Origin of the sequence: Flavobacterium hydrocarbonoxydans (assembly GCF_009789235.1) — a bacterium.
In the GTDB taxonomy this organism is placed as follows: Bacteria; Bacteroidota; Bacteroidia; order Flavobacteriales; family Flavobacteriaceae; genus Flavobacterium; species Flavobacterium hydrocarbonoxydans.
On record NZ_WSTB01000011.1, the window covers coordinates 13,899 to 39,634 of the forward strand.

The following is a 25,736-nucleotide window of genomic DNA, read 5'->3' on the forward strand; positions in this document are numbered from 1 at the left end:
TTGTTTTTCAGGTTTTAACGAGTATTGTGTATTAAAAAAATAAAATCAGAAGTAAAATTTTAACGAAATTTGTTATATTTGAAACAAATAAGATTAAAAAAGTTATATTAATAATTATCATAAACCCATATAAATGAAATTTGGAATTATAAAAGAAAGAAAAAACCCACCTGACAGAAGAGTTGTTTTTACTCCAAATGAGTTGGCTAAATTGAAACAGCAGTATCACGAAGCTATTGTTGAAGTTGAAAGTTCTGATATTCGAATTTTTTCTGACATTCAGTACAAAAGCATGGGAATTACCGTAACAGATGACGTTTCGGATTGTGATGTTTTATTTGGTGTAAAAGAAGTTCCGGTTGAAAATTTGATTCCAAATAAAGCCTATTTCTTTTTTTCGCATACCATCAAAAAACAACCTTATAATCAGAAATTACTAAAAGCTATTCTCGAAAAAAATATCGATTTATACGATCATGAAACGATTGTCGATGCTCAAAATCGTCGTTTGATTGGTTTTGGAAGATACGCCGGAATGGTTGGTGTGTACAACGGAATTCGTGCTTTCGGAATAAAATTCGAATTATTTAAATTGCCAAAAGCCGAGACTTTAGACGGCAAAGATGCTCTAATTGCACATTTGAAACGCATCACAATGCCTGCTTTAAAATTTGTGATTACCGGAACTGGAAAAGTAGGGATGGGTGCCAAAGAAATTTTGGATGCTATAAAAATTAAAGAAATTACAGTTGATAATTATTTGACTAAAAATTATACCCAGGCCGTTTATGTTCAGCTTGATGTGTTGGAATATAACAAGCGTGCAGATGGACAATTATTAGATTTTAAAGATTTTGTTGCGCATCCGGAAGCCTATGTTTCTGATTTTGAAAAATTCACCAAAGTGACCGATATTTATTTTGCAGGACATTTTTACGGCAACGGAGCTCCAATGATTCTAACGAAAGAAATGCTAAACGCAAGTGACTGTAAACTAAAAGTTGTAGCTGATATTTCATGTGATGTCAAAGGTCCAATTGCCTGTACAGTGCGTTCATCAACTATTGCGGAGCCTATTTATGGTTATTTCCCTTTAGAAGACAGAGAAGTAGATGTTTTTCATCCAGCAGCTGTTGTGGTAATGGCGGTTGATAATCTACCATGCGAAATTCCAAAAGATGCAAGTGAAGGTTTTGGAGAACAATTTATGGAACATGTAATTCCGGCTTTCTTCAACGGAGACAAAGACGGAATTTTAGAAAGAGCCAAAATCACCGATAAAGGAAAATTAACTCCAAGATTCAGCTATTTGCAGGATTATGTTGATGGAAAATAGTTATGAGTTTTGAGTTATCGGTTATGGGTATCTCATTATAAAAATATAGATATGCAGTATTAATTTTTGGAGCTATTTTCAGCTATCCGTTACAAACGAAGTTCACTGAACTCCGATTAAAATAAAAATTAAGTGAAGTAATCTTTTGTGGCGAACCCCGCCACAAAAGGATTTTTACTTCTATCTGGGCTAGGAATAAGTTATAGAAAGTTTAATTCAAGAAAAACGACTCATCTAAAAAAAAGCTAAAAAAGCTTTTCAAAATTAAAAAATTTGAAAGGCTTTTTTTAACCCAAATTTCAAGTTTCAGAACTCAGAATCCAAAACTCACCACCCACAACCCACAACAAAGCTCTTAAACCATCTCCTCCGGTTTCACCCAGTCATCAAAATCTTCTGGAGTAACGTAACCTAAACGAACGGCTTCCTCTTTTAATGTTGTTCCGTTTTTGTGTGCGGTTTGGGCAATTTCAGCAGCTTTATAGTAGCCAATTTTGGTATTTAAAGCGGTAACTAACATTAGAGAATTATCAACTAATTCTTTAATACGTTTGTAGTTGGGTTCAATTCCCTGAGCGCAATGTTCGTCAAAAGAAATACAGGCATCACCTAATAATCGGGCTGATTGCAGAAAGTTTGCAGCCATGACAGGTTTAAAAACATTCAATTCATAATGTCCCTGCATACCACCAACGGCAATTGCCATATCGTTCCCGATTACTTGTGCGCAAACCATTGTGAGCGCTTCGCATTGTGTTGGATTTACTTTTCCAGGCATAATAGATGATCCTGGTTCGTTTTCCGGAATGTGAATTTCGCCAATCCCGGAACGTGGTCCCGAAGCCAGCATTCGGATGTCGTTTGCAATTTTATTTAGGGAAACAGCCAATTGTTTTAGCGCTCCGTGCGTTTCTACAATGGCATCGTGTGCCGCTAAGGCTTCAAACTTATTCTCAGCAGTTACAAAAGGATGGTTGGTGAATTTTGCAATATATTCCGCCACTTTTACGTCGTACCCTTTTGGAGTATTGAGCCCTGTACCAACAGCGGTTCCGCCTAAGGCAATTTCGGATAAGTGGGCTAAGGTATTTTTTAGCGCTTTTAATCCGTACGATAATTGAGCGGCGTAGCCTGAAATTTCCTGTCCTAAGGTTAACGGCGTGGCATCCATAAGATGGGTTCGGCCAATTTTTACCACTTCTTTGAATTCTTTCGCTTTCGCGGATAAAGTAGCGTGTAGTTTTTCGACTCCAGGAATGGTGGTTTCTACGACCATTTTGTAAGCGGCGATGTGCATCGCAGTAGGGAAGGTGTCGTTGGAGGATTGCGATTTATTAACGTCGTCATTGGCTTTTATAAACGGTTCACCTTCGCCAATGTTAAAGCCTTTCAGAACTTGTGCACGATTAGCAATAACTTCGTTGACGTTCATGTTGCTTTGCGTTCCGGAACCTGTCTGCCAAATCACTAACGGAAATTGGTCTTTTAGTTCTCCTGCTAAAATTTCGTCACAAACGGCTGCGATGGCATCTCTTTTTTCTACAGGTAAAACACCTAAATCGCAATTGGCGAATGCGGCTGCTTTTTTGAGATAGGCAAATCCTTCGATGATTTCCTGTGGCATGGAGGCTGATTGACCAATTCTGAAATTATTTCTGGAACGTTCGGTTTGGGCTCCCCAATATTTATCGGCTGGGACTTGTACTTCGCCCATGGTGTCTTTTTCTATTCTGTATTTCATGGCTTTTTTGTGAAATGTGATTTGTGATTTGTGAAATGTGATATGTAAAAAGTGATATGTAAAAAGTGATTTAAAACTTTGTGTTTAATGAACCGCGGATGATACGGATTCGCTAAAGCGAAAACGCTGATTTGTACGGATTTTTATTTTTTATTTTATTAATGATATACTTTGTGTTTAATGGACCGCGGATGACACGGATTCGCTAAAGCGAAAACACGGATTTGAACGGATTTTATTTTTTATTAATGATAAATTTTGTGTTTAATGGATCGCGGATGACGCTGATTCGTTAAAGCGAAAACGCTGATTTTAACGGATTTTTATTTTATATTTTATTAATGATAAACTTTGTGTTTAATAGAACGCAAATGATGTTGATTTACTTTGTAAAAACGCGGATTAAAACGGATTTTTATTTTTTTAACTGAAATTTCTTTTGAAAACGGATGCCCTAGCCCCGATAGAAGTGGAAATCCTTTTATGTTTTTTCTTTAAAAACATAAAAGATTGCAACGGATAGCGGGAAATAGCTCCTGAAAAATATTATTTTTTGAACGTTTGAATTTTAAAGCTATTTAAAACGAGTTTAAATGTACGGATTATTGCCTTTTTATGAAAATTGATTTGGTTTTTATTGGTGCGAAAGAATATAAAACATACATTTGTGGCTACATTCAAAAATTCCGGAAAACATGTTTGAATTTTCACAGTACTTAGGTTTTTTACTTTTCTTGACCATACTAACTATAGGGTTTTGGTTGATGTTTTTCTTGGTGGGTTTCGTATCTTATTGGGTAACGGGAGCAAGCTGGGAAATGATCAAAGAGAAAAGAGCAAAGAAAAAGCAAGAACAATCGATTTAATTTTAAATTGATTTCATAAAAAAAGGACCCGTTTATGCGAGTCCTTTTTTTTTGTGCCAAAAAATAAATTCCAAAATTGAAATTCCAAATTCCAAAATCCAAAATCCAAATTCCAATAAAAAATTCCAAATTCCAATTTTCTAAAACCTGATTATTAAGTTTTTAAATTGGAATTTGGAATTTTAAAATTTGGAATTTAACCTATGTTATCCCGGAAAGTCTCCACCACCTTCTTCGCCACCATTTCCGTTTTTAGGAGCATTTTTATCTCTATCGGTTTTCTTCATGTTTAAACGGTATGTAAAGGACAGATTGATTTGTCTTTTTCTCCATTGAAATTCGCTATACGAAGTAACGCTTTCCAAATTGGTTTCGTTTTTCATCCTTCTGGAATTGAATAGATCGCTTACGTTTAATGCGATTGTGGCTTTATCTTTTAAAATATCTTTGCTAAATGCGGTATTTATGACATAATTGCCTAAAACTTTTCCCTGAGCAGTATTTCTTGGACCAAAATACATTCCGGATAATTGCCAGTCGATTTTGTACGGCAATGACAAACGGGAGTTTACTCTGGAGAACCAAGAGAAGGTTTCGTTGTTTAAATTGGTTGTAATGATATCACCTTGGGTGTTTGTAAAACTATAATCTCCTGTTGTTTTGGTGTCTGAAAGATTAAAACTACTGTTGATTTTCCATATTTTGAATGGTGTGTAGTTTAATGTAAATTCGAAACCAAATTGCTGTTCTTTGGCTAAATTTATAGGACTGCTCAGAATTACGGGGCTGTTGCCAACATATTCTCCTGTTTCGCTACGCACAAATGAGAATACATCTTTGGTGTTTTCGTAATACATAGAAGTACTAAAAGTTACTTTTTCCCAACGTTTTAAATAGCCTACATCGTATTTATCAGTAAAAGAAGGGTCTAAGTCCGGATTACCTCTAAACAGGTTGATATTACTTGAAAAGTCTGTTGCCGGGTTCAGGAAACGTCCTCTTGGTCTGGATAAACGTTTACTGTAACTTAACGAAACACTGCTTTCGTCTGATATTTCGTAGTTTACAAATGCGCTTGGGAAAAAATTATTGTATTTTTTAGTATTAAAATTTTGGGTGTCTAATAAATTGATGTCAATTTTTGTGTCTTCCCAACGTAAACCAAAAAGAAAAGAAAACTTAGTTACTTTGAATCCATATTGCGTATAAAACGAATTGATTAACTCATTGTATTCTAAAGTGTTAGAAAGAAAGCCGTCAATTGGGTTTCCTTCGTCATCTGTAGAAACGCTGTATTCGTTATTTAGTTTGTTGAAATTTCCTTTATATCCGGCTTCAAACTGGCTTCCGTTATCAAAAGGCAAAACGTAATCTAATTGCGACTGAAACTGATTTTGTTTCTGATTATTAAAAGTGGTATCAAACTTTGCTGGTTCGCCACTTCCAATGGTTTCATCAGTAATAATAGCATTATTGGCATCTTTGTCTTTAGAATATGAAAAATCTATAGTTAACTTATGACCCTTATCGTTGAAGTTTTTCAGGAAGTTTGATGTAAATTCTAAATCTTTTCCGCTATCATCAGCGTTGCTCAAACGGTAACGGGTAGAGGTGAAAACATTATTTTCATCATACGAATCATAGTTGACCAGATCGCTGTTTGTACCGTTGTTGTTTCTGTAACTGATGGCATTTGTCCAGTAGGTATTAGGAGCAAGAGTCCATTCTACACCTGTTTTGGTAGAAATTCCTTTTCTAAGACGTTCAGTTTCTTTGTCTTCATTAGTATAACCAATAATATTACCACTGTTTAAGTTTGTAGCATTGGTCATTCCTGATCCTTCACTGGTTCTGTAATCGTATCCTGTAGAAGTAAAAAAGTTTAATTTTTCGGTTTTGTAATTCAGATTGGCACTTGCACCATAGGTTTCCGGAATTCCGGTCGAAAGGATAAAACTTCCATTAAAACCTAAGTTTTTACCTTTTTTCAAAACAATATTTAGGATTCCAGCTCCACCTTCGGCATCATAACGTGCAGATGGATTGGTGATAACTTCAACTTTGTCAATGGCGTCTGCTGGAATTTGGCGTAAAGCTTCAGCCATGTTCAGTGCGTTCGAAGGACGGCCGTCGATAAAAATACGTACGTTTTCATTTCCACGTAAGCTTACATTTCCTTCAACATCTACCGAAACAGAAGGTACGTTTTCTAACACATCGCTTACTGTTCCGCCTTTTACAATCATGTCCTGACCTACGTTATATACTTTTTTATCAAGTTTTATTTCTACCGTAGATTTTTCTGCACGAACCACAACTTCGTTTAATTGTGCAGCATCTTCGGATAAGTTTACTACTCCTAAATTAGTATTGTCCTGAATGCTTTTTTGTTTAAATTCCGTTGCTTTAAACGAAATAAATTCAATTTTTATATCGTAGGTACCCGGATCTACTGCAACTTCGAATTCTCCTTTCGGATTGGTAATTCCGCCCGTGATAACTTTTGTTTCGTTAGGCAGCATTACAGATACAGTTGCGTATTCCAGAGGTTGTTTGGTTGTTTTTTCTAAAACTTTACCTGTGATTTTAACTTTTGTTTTGGTAGTTGGTGCTTGTTGTGCATAGTTGTAAAAACTTGTAAATAGCAATACAAGCCATACTGCAAATTTGAATTGTTTCATTGTTTTTTTGGTTTCTTTTCTCTTTAGACCGCAAAAATAGCTTTTGGTTTAAAGAGGAGAATCACAAAAAAATGTTAATATAACACTTTATAATTATTCTAAAAAAGAAGCAACTAAATCCAGATCTCTCCCTATAATTGCTTTTCCGTCTTTAATAACAATTGGGCGCTCCATTAAAATAGGATTATCAACCATTGCCTGAATGATTTCTTTATCCGTCAGTGTTTTGGATTTGTAATTTTCTGTCCAGATTTTTTCTTTAGTTCTGATTAATTGAAGTGGCTGTAGGTTTAATTTTTCCACTAAAGATTGTAATTCTTCAAAGGTTGGCGTTTCGGTTAGATATGGAATGATTTCGTATTTCTGATTGGTTTGCTCAACAAAAGCCAGACAGTTTCTTGATTTTCCGCAACGAGGATTATGATAAATTTGTATCATTTTGTGATTTTTAGAAGTTATAAAGACAGTTAAAATAAAAATTAGGTATTTTAGCTATCCCAAAAATAGTATTTACTTATTAAATAGAATTCTCATTTTAAACTTTTAATATATGTTTTTAGAGCAAGGAATTAACCACGAAAATAAATTTTGGAAATATCTAATAGGATCTGTCTTGATTATTACAGCTTCGTTCGTTGGGCAAATTCCGCTTTCACTGGCTGTATTGTACCAGAGTATGGTCAATAAAGTAAAATATCCTACCACAGATAAGGAAGTAATGACCATGTTTGAGTCTAATCTTACCCTTTTTTTAGTCATGTTGTCTTTTGTTTTTGCTTTTGTCGGACTTTATTATGTTGTAAAATACCTGCACAATCAAACCCTTTTGTCTGTGGCTACTTCCAGATCAAAAATTGATTGGAAGAGAATTGGTTTTTCTTTTGTGTTATGGGCTGTATTTGCTGTATTAAGTTTTTTATTTGTGTATTACAGGTCTTCTGAGCATTTTGTTTGGAACTTTAAATTGATTCCGTTTTTGATTTTATTTTTGGCTGGTTCTATCTTGATTCCGATACAAACTTCTACTGAAGAATTTGTTTTTAGAGGATATTTGATGCAGGGTTTTGCGAATTTGACCCGAAATAAATGGTTTCCGCTTATCATGACTTCTGTCATTTTTGGATCGTTGCATGTTTTTAATCCTGAAGTAGCCAAAATGGGTTACATCATTATGATTTATTATATTGGCACAGGCCTTTTTCTAGGGATCATTACATTGATGGACGATGGAATAGAATTGGCTCTCGGGTTTCATGCCGCCAATAACCTTGTAGGAGCATTGTTAGTCACTTCGGATTGGTCTGTATTTCAGACACATTCTATTTTTATTGATTTATCCGAACCTTCAGCTGGTATAGATGTCATTTTGCCAATAGTAGTTATTTATCCTATACTGCTTTTTATTTTTTCCAAAAAATACAATTGGCATGACTGGAAAGAAAAATTAACCGGGAAAATTGCAGTAAACGAACCTTTAAATTAGATAGCATGACAACATTAACACATCATAATGTACATAATTATTTTAAATTAAATGGTTATCATTTAAACGGAAAAGAGTTAAGCCGCGTCGCGTATAGCTATATAAAAGAAGGCGATTTGTACGAACAGGTTATTGGTGAGTTTTTATTGGATTGGTTTGATAATAAAGACTATATCGAAGTAACGACTTCTGGCTCAACAGGACTTCCTAAACAGGTGAGCCTGCAAAAGAAAGCCATGATAGAGTCGGCTCTTGCAACAGGTGATTTTTTTGATTTGAAACCTGGAGACAAAGCATTATTATGTTTACCAGTCCAATTTATTGCCGGAAAAATGATGCTGGTTCGTAGCTTGATTCTCGGACTGGATATTGATGTTATTGAGCCAAGCTTAGAGCCTTTAGCCAGAAATAAAACAAAATATGATTTTGTAGCGATGGTACCCTTACAGGTTCAAAATTCGATTAAAGGTTTGGTAAACGTAAAAAAACTGATCGTAGGTGGTGCCAAAATGGATACCTCATTAGAAGAAAAACTGAGGCCTCTAAAAACCAAAATCTACGAGACTTACGGTATGACCGAAACCATCACACATATAGCGGCCAAACAAGTAGGAGAGAAGGCTTTTTCTGTTTTACCAAATGTAAAAATTTCCAGAGACGAACGCGAGTGTTTGGTCATTTCGGCTCCTTCAGTTTCTGATGTGCCAATAGTGACAAATGATTTGGTTGAATTAATCAGCGAGAATCAATTTGTTTTTATAGGAAGAATTGACAATGTCATCAATAGTGGTGGAGTAAAATTGATTCCAGAAAAAATTGAAACAAAATTAATTGGAAAAATAAATGCTCGTTTTTTTGTAACAGGAGTTCCTGATATTGCTTTAGGCGAAAAATTGATTTTGGTTATCGAAGGCGAAAAGCAAGATTTTGCCCCTGACTTTTTTGACTTTTTAGACAAATTTGAAAAGCCAAAAGAAATTGTTTTTGTTCCGAAATTCAAAGAAACCGGAAACGGAAAAATGCTTCGTAAACCAAGTTTGGAGGGATAAAGGAATAAAATAAATTCCATAAATAAATTTCAAACCCCAAGTGTAAAATTAAATTTTGATTACATTTTTGTCATTCCGCAGGAATCTCTATCCGTAAAGAATTACCAGTTTTGAGATTCCTGCGGAATGACAAGATTGAGTTTTTTTTAAAATAAAAAATTCCAAATCCTAACTGTAAAATTGGAATTTGGAATTTATTTTTTGGAATTTAAAATTTACTCAGCTATAGTTGGAGCGTTTTTACGTTCTAATAACGCCATATAAAACCCATCAAACCCTGATTCTGATGCCAAAATTTTTCTGTCTTTTATAAAAGTAAATTGCTTTCCGATTTCTGTTTTTAAGAATTTCTCTACCTGCTCCTGGTTTTCAGATGGCAAAACGGAACAAGTTGCATAAACCAGTTTTCCGCCTGGTTTTACGATTTTCGAATAGCTTTCTAAAACTTCGGCCTGTACTTTACGAATATTATCGATAAATTCAGGTTTCAGTTTCCATTTTGCATCAGGATTTCTTTTTAGAACTCCTAAACCGCTACAAGGTGCATCAATCAATACACGATCAGCTTTTTCGTGTAACTTTTTGATTACTTTGGTAGTATCGATTATACGATATTCTATATTGAAAGCACCATTTCTTTTGGCTCTTAATTTTAATTGTTTCAGTTTGCTTTCGTACAAATCCATTGCAATCAATTGTCCTTTGTTTTCCATCAAAGAAGCAATATGCAGCGTTTTTCCGCCAGCACCTGCACACGTATCTACCACACGCATTCCTGGTTTTACATCAAGGAAACCGGCAACCAATTGTGAGTTGGCATCCTGAACTTCAAAAAGCCCTTGTTTAAAAGCATCTGTCAAAAAAACATTGGCTCTTTCTTTCAAAACCAAAGCTTCAGGCTGATCTTTCAAATATTCGGTTTCGATATTCAAATCCATTAAGGTGTTTCTTAGACTCTCTTTTGTTCCTTTAAGCGTATTGGTTCTCAAAATAACTTTGGCAGGTTGGTTTTGAGCGGCAATTTCTGTAGCCCAAACTTTTTCACCCAATTCTTTAACCCCCAATTCATCCATCCAGTCCGGAATAGATTCTTTAAGTGCTCTAACTTTCGAAAGTTCGTCAAAACGACCTTTTATTTTTCGTTCAGGAGTTCCTTCTAATTGTCTCCAGTCCGGAATAGGGTATCCTCTTAAAACGGCCCAAACGGCAAACATTCTCCAAAGATTGTCTCTATCAAAAGGTTCTTTTACTTCGGCAATTTCTGCGTATAATCGTTTCCAACGAACAATTTCGTATATCGTTTCAGCAACAAACTTCCTGTCAGAACTTCCCCAACGTTTGTCTTTTTTTAATGCTCTTGCTACCACTTTGTCTGCATATTCTCCTTCGTTGAAGATAGCATTCAATGAATCAATGGTAGTATAAACTAAATTTCTGTGTAATCTCATTTTAATTATTTGAGTTGCAAAGGTACTATTAATTGCTTGAAAGTTAAATTTTATATTTTGAATGTTATTTTTGACTTTTAATAAAAAGAAAAAAAACACTCAAATAGTACCTAAATGAGTGTTTTTGAAATTATTTATTTAATAGATTGTATTATTTTTTGTTTATAGTAAATGTTAAAAAAATCTACAGTATGAAACTGACCTTCTTCATGAAAAATTTTATTAGCAATTTCCGGAATGTCTTTAGATAAAAGCAAAGTAATTGTAGTCCCGTTTTTTCGTCTGATTTGATCACCTATTTTTCTTAACGATTATCTTTAGTCATCAATAACAAAACAGCCAGGATCATTAAGTATTACGTTTCCATATTCATCATCAAATCTCATCCCTTTTCCATAAACACCAAAGTAAGCATCATTTTTTGAGTTTCTAAAGTTGAAGATATCTGCTCGTTCTTCTTTTATTATAATTCCTCCAATTATTGTTGTTTTTATATGTTCCATTTTTTTGTTTTTTAATTTAAGGTAGTGTTTTTGTTTCCTAAATATTAACTACCGTTTTAAAATCGATCGTCACCTTTTTTATTTTTCTTGCCAATAATCCAGTTCAGGAAATGTTAAAGGTTCTCTGCCTTCCCATTTTGGAAATACAAAACCTTTTGGTAGAGAGTATTTAGAAACACTGTATTTTCTAGTTTTATAATTTAATTTTGCTAATCTAAACTTCATTATTTTTTTTTTGTTTAAAGAACTTTGTAGCCAAATATTTCCAAACGTATAGTCTTGTGAAGAATCAATTTTGTCCATTACAAATACAATATTAGCTGTCTTGTGCTTATTATAAAATTTTTCAAAAGTTATCTGAAAATCTAATGGAAATATCAACTCTCCTTCGTACCATTCTTTATCATCGTATGAAATCCATTGAATCGAAGTATGAACAGGTAATTTACCTTTTTTTAAATTATGTTTCCATTCGATCTTATTATGTGTCCATTTTGAATATGGAAAAATTTCAACATCCTGATTAAAAAAAATATAACTGCCATCTTTGGAAATTGGTCCTATGTTTACAGTAAATTTATTATCACCCTCGCTGCAAAAAACAAAGTTATAATTATACTCTTTTTCGCCTTTCTCCCAAACGGAATATGGGATTCCGTGTAAAGAAATATATTTTAAAATCCCTTTTGCTTCTGTACCTTTAGAGGTCCAAAGTGTTACGGAATTAGAATTGTATTTGTCTGTTTTTCCTATAGAATCGACCTTAAATTTCTGGACTATTGTACTTGCATTACCACCCTGCATCCAGATGGTTACGTTTCCTCCGGGAGCCATGCCTGCGGTTATCACACTATATTCTTTTAGATCTCCATAAGAATCGATTACTCCATCCTTGAATAGTTTAACCATTTTATCTTTAGGTAATTTGTTTCCTCCTTTGTATTCTATCAAATCGAAACCACACCTCCAACTTACAGCTACACTATCGGGCACTTCTTTATATTTGTCACTTCCTACATAACCTCCACTTCTTATTTCCCATCCAGGATTAATTCCTACATTGGAAGAAGCTCCTGCCAGGCTTTTTCCTTTATAAAAATACTCTACAAAAGGACCACCTGCAATATAATTTTTGGGAGCAGAAATTCCTGCATTCCAATCGAATTTATCTTTGGGTTGGCAACATGATAAACTCAATAATAGTAATAAAAAAAATGGATATGATTTATATATTTTCATCCTCAATTATTTGTTATAATAAATTTCTCTGTGATAAGTTACTTTATTGTCTGCGATAGTAGGCGCGACAGGTTGATTGAAAAAGACTACACTTTCTAGTATGTGATGGTCTCCTGTTTTATGGTTCTTGCCAATAATCCAGTTCAGGAAATATTAAAGGCTCTCTGCCTTCCCATTTTGGAAATACAAAACCTTTTGGTAGAGAGTATTTAGAAACCTTGAAATCTTTTATATCAAAATTAAATTTTGCTAATCTAAACTTCATAATTTCTTGTTTTTGAATGGAGTTCTGTAAAAAAATTGTACCATAATTATTATCCTCATTTTTATTTTGTTCTTTAATAAAAACTACGATTTTTGAATTTATGCCATATTTTTTTTGAAAATCAATAAATATGTTAGGCAAATTTTTTGGGAGTATTATTGTTCCCTCATACCAGTCTTTTTGATCATGAGATATCCATCTTACTGAAAATTGTACAGGTAATTTTTTAGGATTTATTTTATGTTTTTCATTGAATTTTACTAAATCTTGAGAATCAGAATAAACATAACTTCCATCTTGAGTAATCCCTGTAATTGCTATATCAAATAATGAGTTTAGTTCTTTTGTACTACTAAACCCTATGTCATAATTATACTCTTTTTCGCCTTTCTCCCAAACGGAATATGGGATTCCGGGTAAAGAAATATAATTTAAAATCACTTTTGCTTCTGTACCTTTAGAGGTCCAAAGTGTTACGGAATTAGAATTGTATTTGTCTGTTTTTCCTATAGAATCGGCCTTAAATTTCTGGACTATTGTACTTGCATTACCACCCTGCATCCAGATGGTTACGTTTCCTCCGGGAGCCATGCCTGCGGTTATAACACTATATTCTTTTAGATTTCCATAAGAATCGATTACTCCATCCTTGAATAGTTTAACCATTTTATCTTTAGGTAACTTGTTTCCTCCTTTGTATTCTATCAAATCGAAACCACACCTCCAACTTACAGCTACACTATCAGGCACTTCTTTATATTTGTCACTTCCTACATAACCTCCACTTCTTATTTCCCATCCAGGATTAATTCCTACATTGGAAGAAGCTCCTGCTAGACTTTTTCCTTTATAAAAATACTCTACAAAAGGACCACCTGCAATATAATTTTTGGGAGCAGAAATTCCTGCATTCCAATCGAATTTATCTTTTGGTTGGCAACATAATAAACTCAATAATAGTAATAAAAAAAGTGGATATGATTTATGTACTTTCATCCTCAATTATTTGTTATAATAAATTTCTCTTTGATAAGTTACTTTATTGTCTGCGATAGTAGGCGCGACAGGTTGATTGACAAAGACTACACTTTCTAGTATGTGATGGTCTCCTGTTTTTACTGTTATAAAATCATTTTTTAGCCCACCAAAATGGGCAGACAGATGTATGTATTTGTTACAGATGTGTCTGTACATCTCAAAAGGTATTTCGTACGAACTGTTTTGGTCTTTATTTTCTTCTTTCGAAATTTTTTTCATCAGTTCCAGATAATCAGTCAGTATTTTAAATTCTTCTGTCTGAGGAATTTCATATTCAAATTTCTTTTTTACATCTGGAGCTATGTTATAATCGTTATAAAAAGGAACTTTATTTTCAATTGCTTTTTCTAGCATTAAATACATAGAAACTAAAGAATATTTATTTGAGATATATCTAGAATCTTGCAGTACATAATGATCTGACTCTTTGGTTTGATAAATTTGATGAGATGGATTTTTTGAAATTGCTGTACCATTATCCGGAAAATCACTTGGTGCTTCTATGTCTCTACTATAAATACCAGGCCCTTTAGCATTTGGTGTTATTGTAGTTTCGGTAACATGGTCATAGGTATTTATAAACTGTAAGGCATCGTTGGTACACAGATATTGGTTTACATAAAATTCTTTAAATTTTTGCATGTCGGTTAATGTGCCTGCGCTATTTTGGGGAACATCAAAAAAACTTAATGCGGGTTCATGCTTATCCAATTCGGCATAACCACCCCCAATATCTGAGTGAGAACCTAACATTTCTAATGTATATCCTTGTTCTGAAGGGGTAAAGGCAAAGTTTTTTCTCCACTCGGTCTGGGCTTTTATATGAAAAACTTTACCAATATTTAAACCGCTTAAATTGGTTTTTATATCCTGTAAGGCTTCCTGACCTAAGGGAGCAAGAGACAATAAAGGAATAAGAACACCGCCTAATCCTAATTTATAACCCATGTTGTCTTTTGTAATCATATCGGATACAACAGTATCAAAAAGTCCTAAAAAACGAACTTCTATTACAAAAGTTTCTCCAACAGGTATGCAGCCTTCTTCTTTTAGCTTATTTCCCAGAATCCCACCTGCGTGTTGCGATATATAGGTTTTCCCCGTATAGATAGGAATTCTATCTCCTGGCACTCTTTTTTGTTCTAGTTTGGTTTCGGCTTTTTTTAATACTTCATTACAAAAATGTCTTGCTGCTGTTGCGCCACGGCTAAACCCAAATACATCAAAAACTATTTTGTTTATTTTTTTGTCTTTCGGGATATTGACAAACTGATCTGTTATCAGTTTCTCGATACCTTCTTCTACACGTTTTAGAACGCCCCAGCTTCCTCTGGCCAAACCAGAACCTAATATATCATCTCCCTCATCTTGTTTGGTGCCAATGCCTTCTACATATTGTTTGAGGATGGAATATTCTCCATATTCAGGATAAATATCGTCTTTGTTACTTTTTTTCTTCTCTTTATACAAATCAAAAAGTTTAGCCACGTTAGAGTAAGGGTTCCAATAACTATCCCGGTCTGTTATTTTTACTTTTACCTGTTTTTCACTATTGTCTTTTGTTTTTATTGTTTTGGTATGTAAAAAATCTGAGGGAATGTCTTTTGCATTAATTTTATCACCATTGCCTTTTATTTTGGAGTAATAGGTAGTATCAGAGTTGTGTCTATTATTACCAGTGCCATCAAAAAACATCCCAACATATACATTTACTGAGTTTTCAGCTTGTTTTGGAGTGTATTGTTCAGGGTCTTCGTGAGTGTATTCTTGTGCAAAATAATCTATATGCCCTTCAGAGTTATGTTCTATACCTTCTTTTGCAAAAACTTTTGAGATTCCGCCTGTTTTTTCAATAATATTTCCTTTTACGCGTGTTCTTTTTGTCATAATTCGTCTTGTTCTCTTATGGTAAAAGTCAAAAAATCTATTATATGAAATTGCCCATCTGCATAAAAACTTCTATTAGCAATTTCCAGAATTTCCTCAGGAGGTAGAGATGTTATAATTCTTTCATTTTTTAATCCAGGAAGATTATCTCGCCCTCTTAATCCAGAAACCTCATAAGGAGGTATCATGGGATGATATAAGATAATGTTCCCAAAGGGATCTTCGTACTGGATTTGATTTTCTGAAATAGAAAAAAAAGCATTATTTCTTAAATTCCGAAGTATAAACCCACCATCTTCGCATTTGGTAATTTTTATGTCATTGACATATTCGCTAAACTCTTTCATAATTTAATTCATTCTGGTTCCTTCTCCACTATTGTTTTTTATCACTTTATCAGTATGAAACTCATGGCCTTTAATACTTTGGGTGATAATTTTGTTTTCGGTAGCAGTTTGTCTCTCTTTTTTAACTTCAGAAATATAATCACCTTCAATTTCTTCGTCATGATCCCCTGTAACTTTTAATGTATTATTACCCTTTACACCAGTATATAGATTTACCCCAACGCTAGTAGTTTTATTAACAATCACCGTTTCGGTAGCATTTTGCCCAACAGTAGTAATCATATTGTCTCCAATATTTATAATAAGGTCTTTACAATTTAGTGTCAAAGTTCCTGGTGTGCTTAGAGTTATACTTTTGCCTTCCTCATCCAAATACAGTTCGTTGCCACTTGGGTCTGAGAGTTTGATGTACATTTTTTCTACAAATTTTAGCATTTGTCCAAATCTCAGAAAAATACCTTTTATCATATTCTTCGGGTCAAAATTCTCTGGTTTCGCTTGTCCGTTATAAAGCGAATGCGAAACAAATGGTCTGTCGATATCGTCTCCTTCAAAACCTATCATGACTTCGTCTCCAATTTCTGGATTTTGGTAGTAACCTCTTCCTTGGCCTGCATAAGTAGTACCTACACGCATCCAGTCGCTTTCGTTTTTATCATCGCCAGACCAGTTAAAACGAACTTTTACGCGTCCTAATTTTTCAGGATCGTTATTCTCGGTTATTTTTGCAGGTTGTGTTCTGGCTAACGAAAAAATCTCGACATCGGTATATGGAGGAGCGTAAACATCGGAAGGAATCGCAACAAATTCGCAACAATAATTACCTCTTCCGGTTGACAAATGGGTCACTTCGATTACGACTAAATCTCTTGGAATTTCTTGCTCTTTGATGTTAAAAACCTGCCCCAAACCTAATGGCAAATGCGACATTCCGGTATAAAGAACACTGCCGGCATCTTTTGCAGCGGCCTGCATTTTGACCATTTCTTCTATTTCTGTGCTATTATGGGCTTGGGAGGTATAACTTCCGTAAATTCGCAGATAATCATGCGAATAAACTATCTGAGCCTGATCACGAGTGATGACCCTGGACAGCGAATCCTGACTACCTGTTGGGGTTTTGGGTACATGACTTTTTAGTGTATTGGCGGTATTAAAATCATACCCCGACAACGAAGTTTTGTGTGATTCCAGAACGGTTTCGATACCAAAATTATGCAGCGAAGAACCGTTTATGAGCTTTATTTTACTTTGTTTGAGTTGCCCAAACTGCATGCGCATGCCATCAAAATAAAACCATTGTCCGTAGCGGATTGCCGTTCTTCTGAGGAATTCAAAATTGGTTTCGTTGTTTTGCGCAATGGCATCAAAACGTTTAGTATAGGTGGGTTTTATGGCTTCCTGCTGGTAAAATTCGCCCGGACCTTCTTTTGAAAAAATATCCAAAGCAATTTCTTCCAGGGTCTGATTCTTAAAGATTCGGGTTTTTCTTAAATCATTTAGCACTGCGGTATGACTAACACCTGTTACCTGAAGCCCAACAGGGCTTCCGTTTCGATATTGTGTCATGGTTTTGGTAATTATGCCTTTGGACATCAATTTGGTTCCGCCTTCGGTTTTAAAAGTAAAAATAACTTCACCACCATTAAACATCTGAATTTGCTTAAACTGTTCTTCAGGCTTTATGACTATCGAACCGGTGTAATGCCACATAAACGAAAAATGATGGTGTTCATTCATTTTTTGTTCTAATCGCAATTCAGAATGGATTACTTGTTTTTGAAATCCTGTAACGGAGATGTGAACTTGGTCCGCAAATTTTCCCATGGCTTGTATGTTTTTAAGATGGTTAATAATTCATTATTAATATCTAAGTCGCTCAGATATATTAAAAGTAATAAATTTCTTAAATATAAAAACAAAAAGCAGGTTTTTATTTATAAAAATTTAGTATTAGACAAAAAAAACACTCAAATAGTACCTAAATGAGTGTTTTTGAAATTATTTTAAAAGAGTTTTTATTTTATAATTCGGGTCAGTCCAATGTTTTCCGGAGCGTGAAGCACCATTGGGAATTTTTCAATTTTTACAGAACTGCTGTCAAGACCAAAAGCACTTTCTTCGGAAAGACTTAATTTTTTGATTAAGAAATAGGAGTTCATAACTATTTTTTCATGCCAGATTAAGTCAGAGTCGTTAGACAAGAATTTCTCTGATAATACAAATTTGAAATCACCAACAATATTATTTTTGTTTAGAGATTCGTAACGGCTGGTAATATCAACTTCGCCACGTTTTACCATATCTTTGATAACTTCTCTAAACATCAAATTGATTTTAGTTGGTTCTCTAAAACCTAAATTAAAATCGATTCGGTAAATATCATCTTTTACAATTTCGGTAACTTTATATTGTGTTTTATAAGGTTCTGTAAGGATATTTACGTGCACAAACCAATAAATATCGGCTCTTTTTGGGCGTTTTTGCAATATCGAATACACTACCTTTTCTTCCAGTTCATCTACACGATTGGCATTAGTCATATAAACCAGGTGTGTTGCGTACTTTGGTATTGATAAGTCATTACTTAGCTCCATTAACACCTTTTTATAGTCATCAATTTTGATAATTTTAGTGTAGCTTTTGTTGATTTTTTTAGCCATATACCAAATTGTCATTACAGAAATCAGCATAATAGCAATGATTAAGGTAACGTAACCACCTTCGGAGAATTTGGTAATATTTGCGATTAGAAAACATCCTTCAATTACTAGATAAATGGTAATTAGCGGAACCATAAAATAGAGTTTTACTCTTTTCATGATTAAGTAATAATTCAATAAAATGGTAGTCATAATCATACACAACACGATTGCAAGCCCATAAGCATGCTCCATATTACTGGATTTTTCGAAGTGTAAAACAATTCCAACACAACCAAAAAACAACAACCAGTTGATAGAAGGAATGTACAACTGTCCTTTTACTTCAGTAGGATATTTGATTCTTACTTTAGGCCAGAAATTCAATCGCATCGCTTCATTTATCAGGGTAAAAGACCCACTGATAAGCGCCTGAGATGCAATTACTGCGGCCAAAGTTGCTATGACAATTCCTGCTGGCTGAAACCAGTCTGGCATAATTAAGTAAAATGGATTTCCGTTTTCGCCACCTAATGCTTGTAATGTCTGACCTTCATGGTGAATTAGATAAGCTGCTTGGCCGAAATAGTTTAAAACTAAGGTCAGTTTAACAAAAATCCAACTAATTCTAATGTTTTTTCTTCCGCAGTGTCCCATGTCTGAGTACAGTGCTTCGGCTCCTGTTGTACACAAAAACACAAAACCCAGTACAAAAAAACCATCAGGGTGTATGGATAGTAAACGATAAGCATAGTAAGGATTTATTGCTTTAATAACTTCAGGATGCTCAATGATTTGAGTAACTCCTAAAGTACCCAGCATAGCAAACCATAAAAGCATCATCGGAGCAAAAAACTTCCCGACTAACTTGGTTCCAAATTGTTGAATAGTAAATAAAACAAACAAAATTCCGATAACAATCGGGATGGTATTTATTTCAGGATAATAGGTTTTTATTCCCTCAACCGCAGAAGAAACCGAGATCGGCGGGGTGATAATTCCATCAGCAAGCAAAGCACTACCTCCAATAATGGCAGGTACAATGAGCCATTTAATTTTTGTTTTTTTAACTAAAGCATAAAGAGCAAAAATCCCTCCTTCACCGTGATTATCAGCACTTAAAGTAATTAGTACATACTTTATGGTTGTTTGTAAAGTTAAGGTCCAGAAAACACAGGATATGCCTCCTAAAACAATGTTGGCATCAATAATGTGTTCGCCAAGTATGGCTTTCATAACATACAAGGGAGAAGTACCTATATCTCCATAAATAATTCCTAAAGTAATTAATAAACCCCCTATAGACAACTTACTGTGTAAGTTTTTATGCGATGCGCTCATGTATGTTTTTATAAAAGACGGTTGCAAATTTACTGTTTTAAAATAAATTAACATCAATTATAGAGAAAAAGATACAAAAAAGCACAATCGTAAAATTGTGCTTTTTTATTGTATTCTGGAATATTATTATTTAGCCTCTTCTTCCGCCACCTCTTGAAGGTGATGATGCTTCTCTGGAACCTTGGTTTCCTCTGGATTCCTGAGCTGACCTCTGTTGTGGTTCCGAGCGTTGTGGAGCCTGAGGTCTTGAAACATTATTTCTACTTTCTGTGCTTCTTCGGTTTTCTTGGTAATTTCTTGCCGGTTCAGTTCTTTGTGTTTGAGCAACTCTCTGAGTATTGTTTCTGTTTTCTGTATTTCCTCTTGAAGATCCCATATTGTTTTCGTTGTAATTTCTTCTGGTTTCAGTTCTTGGAGAAGTTTCAGTTTTTGCCGGTGTGTTTACTCTAACAGGATTTTCTCTGTTTGAATTTGAAATTCCAGGATTTGACCTATTGGTTCTGTTAGAATTTGTTCTGTTTTCAGCATAATTCCTGTTAGTCGTTCTATTGGCTGTAGTTCTGTTTTCTGTCGAGGAAACTCTGTTAGAGTTTCCTCTGTTTGAACTATTGTAAACATTATTATTTCTATTGCTTTCTCTGCTTGCAACGCGTCTTTGATCTAGTTCATATCTGTTTTTTACACTTGAATTTCTTTGTGAAAAACTATTATTTGGACGCATTTTTTCGTAACCATAAGAACGTCTTGATTCGTATAATATTGGTGCTCTTGAACTTCTTCTGTAGTTTACGTAGTTGTAATTATTATTTACGTTGATGCAAACATTGATATTATTTCTATATCTGTAAATTGGGTAAGGTCTCCAGGCATAATAGTACGTTGGATAGTAATTCCATGTCCAGCTTGAATAATATGGTCTGTAATTGGTTACCCAAAAAGAGGTATAAATTACCGGTGCAACATGATAAACGGGTTCGTAAATATAATTGGCTCCGTATAAATAAGTATTACCTACTACCTGTACGCTAACTTTGTTATAATTATCTCTTTCAACATCAATTGTTGCAATGTCCTGGTAAACATCTCTGTCTAAAACTGCCTGTATAATAACAACGTGTGTTCTGTTTTCTACAGACTCAATTACACGTAAATAATCAACATCGTTATCACCATTTAGGTCTAAGTTTGATATTTGATATTTAGGATCATTTAAACGTCTTTCAAAGTCTTGCAAGTTTGCTGATTCCCCAAAAATAGAAGCAACAGCTCTAAGGTCTAAATTATCACTGATATCTGAATTTTTTGCGTAAACAGTAGTTTGAGCTTTGGCTTGAAAAGTGCTAAGTCCTAAGGCTAGCATTACAATTAAAAGTAGATTGGTTTTCATGGCAAATCATTTTAGGATTAATATTCTGAGATATCCAATTACTGTGCCACAAAAAAAAAACGAACTATTTTGTTTCTAATAAATAGTTGTATTTTAGCAATAACTAATTTTTATTTTTATGAGAAAAATATTTTTTATTTTAAGTGTTTTTGGTTTGTTAGTTTCTTTTACTACAATTCATTATAAGCAAAATGAGAAGCTTAAAGGTGGGTTTACATCGGTAGTGGTCGATACTTTATTTCAGGACAAAATAAGTATTAGAGCTATCGAAATTGATAAAGAAAAAGTCTGGTACGGAGCAAATGATTCCCGATTTGGGTACTTTGATTTGGAGAAAAATGAAAAATTTGAAGAGCATATTTATAAAGATACTTTAAAATTAGAGTTTAGAAGTATTGCACAAACTTCAAAAAATATTTTTTTATTAAGTGTTGGGAATCCGGCCTTACTTTATCAGGTTTCTAAAAAAACAAATAAAGTAAAATTAGTTTACAAAGAAGTGCATACAAAAGTGTTTTATGACAGTATGAAATTCTGGAATGATGATGAAGGAATTGCAATTGGAGACCCTATCGAAGATACTTTTTCAGTTTTAATTACCCGAGATGGGGGAGAAACCTGGGTAAAAGTTCTCTCAGATCATTTGCCTACTCTTTCTAAAGGAGAGGCCGCTTTTGCTGCCAGTAATACCAATATTATTATAAAAGGAAAAGATACCTGGTTAGTTTCCGGTGGAAAAAAAGCCAGAATTTTTTATTCTGGTGACAAAGGAAAAACATGGAAGGTGACTACAACTCCTATAGTTCAGGGAAAAACCATGACCGGTATTTTTACAGCTGATTTTTACGATTCTAAAGAAGGTTTTATAGCGGGTGGTGATTATGAATTACCTAAGCTAAAATCAGATAATAAAGCCATTACTAAAGATGGTGGTAAAACCTGGGTTGTGGTGGCTCAAAATGAAGGATTTGGTTATACTTCATGTGTTCAGTATGTTCCGGGAAGTAATGCTAAAGAAATTGTTTCAATTGGTGCTTCCGGATTGTATTATTCTGAAAATTCAGGCTTAACCTGGACGCAATTATCAGATGATACAAGTCTTTTTACCATTCGTTTTTTAAATAGAAACACTGCAATTGCAGCTGGTAATAACAAAATGGTTCGTATTAATTTTAAGTAAGTAAGATTAAAAACAATATTTCCTGACCAGATTCTATAAAATAACAAGAACCCTAAATAATAAAGTAAGTATTATTATATAGGGTCCTTGTCGCTGTTGTTAGGTTTGCCAAAATTTAGTTTTTGGCTGCTGCTTTATCTCGATATTGTTTTAATAATTTTCTATTAAAATCGTCTTCGGATTTTTTAAGCTTTAATATTTTTTTTGCTGAAAGTATCTTTTTTAAATTTGAATTGTATTTTTCTTTCAAAATGTACAATTCTTTATCAGTGCTTTCTATTTGCGATAACAATGTAGCTGCCTCTTTCTCTGAAATCGAATTGATATTATCATCAGCCAATTTGCGTAAATAGGTTTTCATCTTCTCATGACGCAATTCAAACTGTTTGTCATCAAAAGCATTATAAATAGGCCAGAATTTTTCTGCCTCAGCTGATGTAAGCTCTAATTCGGTGGTCAGAAAAGCCACTTTGTATTCTTTTATTTTTTCACGTTTTTCATCAATTTTCGAGTTTTGTGCATAAAACGAGAAACTAATCAAGAGGCAAAATATCGATAATGTATGTTTGATTTTCATCTTTTCTAAGATTTTATTTATTCTGAAATTAAATTTTCAATATTTGGATTTGATGATAAAATATCTTCAATGGTTTCGTCTTCCAGAGCCACATTTTTTCCCAGTTTCTGAATGTCATTGTTGTCTAATTCTTTCATTAAATCATATTGATTTAAGTTAGACTGATAAGACAAATACGTTTCTAATGTATCTTCGTCTAATTCCTTTGCGTTTTTATTATAATTGTATCCTATCGGAATCATTAGCGCCAGAATCAGGACTGCGGCAACAAGCATCGAGATTACATTTTTACGTTGGTAAATCGGAATCACTTTTACTTCTTTTGCGTTCATCTGTTCTAAAACATTAGCCGATAAAGTATCAAAATAACCTTCGGGAGTTTTAAATCCTGATGCAATTTTCGGTTCGTTTTCTAATTTAAATGCTTTCATAATGTCTATAAGATATATTTTTTACCAAAAGGTTTAATTTGTGGTAACATATAATTCAATTTTTTTTACAGCGTGATGATAAGAAGCTTTTAAAGCACCCACAGAAGTTCCTAAAATTTCGGCTATTTCTTCGTATTTCAATTCTTCAAAATATTTCATTTTAAAGACTAATTGTTGCTTTTCTGGCAATGTTACAATGGCTTTTTGAAGTTTAATTTGAATTTCATCTCCATCAAAATAAACATCAGCTTTCAAATTATCGATGGTTTTATTTTGTAACGCTTCTGATGTTAATCCGTTCAGTTTTGCTTTTTGATTCAAAAAAGTCAATGCTTCATTAGTAGCAATGCGGTACATCCACGAAAATAATTTGCTTTCGCCCTTAAAATTTTTTAAATATTGAAAAACTTTTACAAATGTATTCTGCAAAACATCATCGGCGTCATCATGATTCAAAACGATATTTCGAATATGAGAATACAATGGTCGTTGATATTCAGACAAGAGTTTTTGAAACGCAACATTCTGCGTTTTAGAATCTAATAATTGGGCTATAAATTCCTTCTCGTTTGTCAAGTTTTACAATTTATCTTGTTAGAATGAATTTAGAGCAAAAGGTTTAAAATGAGTGCCTTATTTTTTTAAAATTCTGATTGCTCTTCTTCAGGAGTTGTGGCTGGAGTAGCTGGCGTTGTTTGCTGTTGTACAGCCGGTTCTGTTGTTTGGGGTTTGTAAACCGGAACTTTTACTACAGGAACTACTTTTGGTTTTGTTGGAAAATAAATTTCTGTCATCAATTTTGATGGACTTTTGACATCCATTTTACTGATGGACCAAATTTCTAAATGTGACCAGCTTAGTTCCGGAACAATTTTTTCGTTGTTTATAAAAGCTTTAGTTTTTGCAATCGCTTCTGAAGTGTGGGAGTAATCACCGTTAAGAGTTGTTTTTACAGCTTCAAAAGAGTTTAATTTACCCGCCAGAATATCACTTCCGGCGCTAATAGAAATTTCTTTATTGATGGGTAAGCAAATGGAGACTTTTGCTAAACCTTTATCAGTGTCATAAGTATGATAAATAATAAATGGTTTTCCGCTCTGAGCCAAATTAGCGGTTTTGCAGAAATCAATTAACTTTGGAATTACAATTCGGGCATTTTTGTTAACCTTTTTAATTTCGCTGTTAAAGGTTTGTTTGATATAAAAAGTTTCAGTTTTCTTTACAAGACCATTTACTTTTACTGTAAAAGTTTTGGTTTCATAATCTAAATTTTTATCGATATTGGCTAAGCTTTTTTCATACATCGTTCCGATAATATTATCAGAACCACCATTTAATGCCGTATAAATTTTAAAAAGAAAACTCATTGTTCCTTTTCCTTTCCAGGTTACTTTTGTTTTTCCGTTTAAGGTATCTTTAAAAATCCAGTTTACATCTGTTTCAGTACCGTCAATGTTCATTTTTTGATGAATACTTTCGCCTTCTATAGCTTTAATTGTGATGGCATTTCCGTTTCCTTCAGTACCCTGCCAGGAAAATGAAGCACCATTACCGGAAGTTTTTTTTGGAAAAACCATAGCAATTGATGGGTCTTCGACAGCCCAGGATTCAAAATCTTCAAAATTTCTAAAATCATTCACATAATTATAGACCGTTGCTTTTGGCGAATTAATCACCTTACTTCTTTCTACTGAAAAGTTTCCTTTTTGAGTAGCGACAAAAACGGTAAGAGCAACAAAGCTTAATAAAAGTAAAAGAAATAGATATTTTAAAATTTTCATTGGTTGTAGGATGTTTGGTGTCGTAAAGTTATAAATTTTATCAGTAGTCCTGCTATAAGCATTAAAAATAATAAATACTTTTTGAAAATACCTTAGTTCAAAAAGGTTTTATTTAAAAACGTCACAACAACCTTTTTAAGTATAAAATTGAAAATGTTTCTGATGGAAGTTAATTAATAATAATGCAAAAAGCAACATCATCTTGTCATTCCGCAGAAACCCAGATGCACTGTAAATAAAAAGAGATTCTTACAGAATGACAAACTGTTTTTAAAATTTACTATTGGAATTTGGAATTTATTAAATTTGGAATTTTCCTTAAATTATCTTTTCAGAAAAATTTTGATAACGAAAAGAATTACAATGAAAAGCAAAAAGGCAATTAAAACTTTGTAATTTCCTTTGTAGAAAATTTTGTGCAAAGCCAAATCTTTTCGGTAAGCAAAAATCATTGCGATAACAAAAGCGATAAAAAAGCATACTCCAAATATTACTTGTCCTTGACTAAACATAA

At 33.7% G+C, this 25,736-nt stretch carries 22 protein-coding genes; 5 read left to right on the forward strand and 17 right to left on the reverse strand.

Annotated features, from left to right (window positions below; translation table 11 throughout):
- Positions 1 to 133: 133 nt before the first annotated feature.
- Positions 134 to 1,336, forward strand: a complete 1,203-nt coding sequence (locus GON26_RS17260) for an NAD(P)-dependent oxidoreductase (RefSeq protein ID WP_160376017.1) — start codon at positions 134 to 136, stop codon at positions 1,334 to 1,336.
- Between the two features lie 355 nt (positions 1,337 to 1,691).
- Here GON26_RS17260 and fumC read toward each other — a convergent pair whose 3' ends face one another.
- Entirely contained in the window at positions 1,692 to 3,077 is a 1,386-nt protein-coding gene (fumC, locus tag GON26_RS17265) for a class II fumarate hydratase (RefSeq protein WP_160376018.1), read from the reverse strand.
- Positions 3,078 to 3,772: 695 nt separating this feature from the next.
- On the opposite strand from fumC, the gene GON26_RS21580 reads away from it, so the two are divergent.
- Complete coding sequence (locus GON26_RS21580) at positions 3,773 to 3,943, forward strand: hypothetical protein (protein WP_041515998.1); 171 nt, start codon at positions 3,773 to 3,775, stop codon at positions 3,941 to 3,943.
- A gap of 206 nt (positions 3,944 to 4,149) precedes the next feature.
- Here the strand turns inward: GON26_RS21580 and GON26_RS17270 are convergent, their stop codons facing one another.
- Together GON26_RS17270 and arsC are read right to left on the reverse strand one after the other, a co-directional pair.
- Positions 4,150 to 6,624, reverse strand: coding sequence for a TonB-dependent receptor domain-containing protein (locus tag GON26_RS17270; RefSeq protein ID WP_160376019.1), 2,475 nt, complete (start codon positions 6,622 to 6,624; stop codon positions 4,150 to 4,152).
- A gap of 93 nt (positions 6,625 to 6,717) precedes the next feature.
- Entirely contained in the window at positions 6,718 to 7,062 is a 345-nt protein-coding gene (gene arsC, locus GON26_RS17275) for an arsenate reductase (glutaredoxin) (RefSeq protein ID WP_160376020.1), read from the reverse strand.
- Positions 7,063 to 7,174: 112 nt separating this feature from the next.
- On the opposite strand from arsC, the gene GON26_RS17280 reads away from it, so the two are divergent.
- Together GON26_RS17280 and GON26_RS17285 are read left to right on the forward strand one after the other, a co-directional pair.
- Complete coding sequence (locus tag GON26_RS17280; RefSeq protein ID WP_160376021.1) at positions 7,175 to 8,107, forward strand: CPBP family intramembrane glutamic endopeptidase; 933 nt, start codon at positions 7,175 to 7,177, stop codon at positions 8,105 to 8,107.
- A 5-nt stretch (positions 8,108 to 8,112) separates the two neighbouring features.
- On the forward strand, positions 8,113 to 9,156 hold the full coding sequence (locus GON26_RS17285; protein ID WP_160376022.1) for an AMP-binding protein: 1,044 nt from the start codon (positions 8,113 to 8,115) through the stop codon (positions 9,154 to 9,156).
- A gap of 215 nt (positions 9,157 to 9,371) precedes the next feature.
- On the opposite strand, the gene GON26_RS17290 is transcribed toward GON26_RS17285, so the two are convergent.
- The 9 genes from GON26_RS17290 to GON26_RS17330 all read right to left on the reverse strand — a co-directional run bounded on the left by GON26_RS17290 (position 9,372) and on the right by GON26_RS17330 (position 21,253).
- Positions 9,372 to 10,604, reverse strand: coding sequence for an RsmB/NOP family class I SAM-dependent RNA methyltransferase (locus tag GON26_RS17290; protein WP_160376023.1), 1,233 nt, complete (start codon positions 10,602 to 10,604; stop codon positions 9,372 to 9,374).
- A 317-nt stretch (positions 10,605 to 10,921) separates the two neighbouring features.
- Positions 10,922 to 11,107 carry a hypothetical protein gene (locus GON26_RS17295; RefSeq protein WP_160376024.1) on the reverse strand — a complete coding sequence of 62 codons (186 nt, stop codon included), beginning with the start codon at positions 11,105 to 11,107 and terminating at the stop codon, positions 10,922 to 10,924.
- 78 nt (positions 11,108 to 11,185) lie between these two features.
- Positions 11,186 to 12,346, reverse strand: a complete 1,161-nt coding sequence (locus GON26_RS17300; protein ID WP_160376025.1) for a DUF2931 family protein — start codon at positions 12,344 to 12,346, stop codon at positions 11,186 to 11,188.
- A gap of 118 nt (positions 12,347 to 12,464) precedes the next feature.
- A complete protein-coding gene (locus GON26_RS17305) occupies positions 12,465 to 13,607 on the reverse strand; it encodes a DUF2931 family protein (RefSeq protein ID WP_160376026.1) in 1,143 nt (380 codons plus the stop codon).
- A 6-nt stretch (positions 13,608 to 13,613) separates the two neighbouring features.
- Positions 13,614 to 15,536: a phospholipase effector Tle1 domain-containing protein gene (locus GON26_RS17310; RefSeq protein WP_160376027.1), complete on the reverse strand. Its 1,923-nt coding sequence runs from the start codon at positions 15,534 to 15,536 to the stop codon at positions 13,614 to 13,616.
- Positions 15,533 to 15,883, reverse strand: coding sequence for a hypothetical protein (locus GON26_RS17315; protein WP_160376028.1), 351 nt, complete (start codon positions 15,881 to 15,883; stop codon positions 15,533 to 15,535). The genes GON26_RS17310 and GON26_RS17315 overlap by 4 nt, the downstream gene beginning before the upstream one ends.
- Before the next feature lie 3 nt (positions 15,884 to 15,886).
- Complete coding sequence (locus GON26_RS17320; RefSeq protein WP_160376029.1) at positions 15,887 to 17,710, reverse strand: type VI secretion system Vgr family protein; 1,824 nt, start codon at positions 17,708 to 17,710, stop codon at positions 15,887 to 15,889.
- Between the two features lie 191 nt (positions 17,711 to 17,901).
- Complete coding sequence (locus GON26_RS17325) at positions 17,902 to 19,866, reverse strand: KUP/HAK/KT family potassium transporter (RefSeq protein WP_160376030.1); 1,965 nt, start codon at positions 19,864 to 19,866, stop codon at positions 17,902 to 17,904.
- Positions 19,867 to 19,996: 130 nt separating this feature from the next.
- A complete protein-coding gene (locus GON26_RS17330) occupies positions 19,997 to 21,253 on the reverse strand; it encodes a hypothetical protein (RefSeq protein WP_160376031.1) in 1,257 nt (418 codons plus the stop codon).
- A 118-nt stretch (positions 21,254 to 21,371) separates the two neighbouring features.
- Between GON26_RS17330 and GON26_RS17335 the strand changes: the two genes are divergently transcribed.
- On the forward strand, positions 21,372 to 22,433 hold the full coding sequence (locus GON26_RS17335) for a sialidase family protein (RefSeq protein ID WP_160376032.1): 1,062 nt from the start codon (positions 21,372 to 21,374) through the stop codon (positions 22,431 to 22,433).
- 115 nt (positions 22,434 to 22,548) lie between these two features.
- Here GON26_RS17335 and GON26_RS17340 read toward each other — a convergent pair whose 3' ends face one another.
- From GON26_RS17340 to GON26_RS21690, 5 genes are all read right to left on the reverse strand, one after another.
- Positions 22,549 to 23,010 (reverse strand): sensor of ECF-type sigma factor, encoded by a 462-nt coding sequence (locus tag GON26_RS17340; RefSeq protein ID WP_160376033.1) that lies wholly within the window; start codon positions 23,008 to 23,010, stop codon positions 22,549 to 22,551.
- Positions 23,011 to 23,027: 17 nt separating this feature from the next.
- Positions 23,028 to 23,441: a hypothetical protein gene (locus GON26_RS17345; RefSeq protein WP_160376034.1), complete on the reverse strand. Its 414-nt coding sequence runs from the start codon at positions 23,439 to 23,441 to the stop codon at positions 23,028 to 23,030.
- Between the two features lie 33 nt (positions 23,442 to 23,474).
- On the reverse strand, positions 23,475 to 24,017 hold the full coding sequence (locus tag GON26_RS17350; protein ID WP_160376035.1) for an RNA polymerase sigma factor: 543 nt from the start codon (positions 24,015 to 24,017) through the stop codon (positions 23,475 to 23,477).
- 65 nt (positions 24,018 to 24,082) lie between these two features.
- Entirely contained in the window at positions 24,083 to 25,222 is a 1,140-nt protein-coding gene (locus tag GON26_RS17355) for an SRPBCC family protein (protein WP_160376036.1), read from the reverse strand.
- A gap of 323 nt (positions 25,223 to 25,545) precedes the next feature.
- Positions 25,546 to 25,734 carry a hypothetical protein gene (locus GON26_RS21690; RefSeq protein ID WP_160376037.1) on the reverse strand — a complete coding sequence of 63 codons (189 nt, stop codon included), beginning with the start codon at positions 25,732 to 25,734 and terminating at the stop codon, positions 25,546 to 25,548.
- Positions 25,735 to 25,736: the final 2 nt, after the last annotated feature.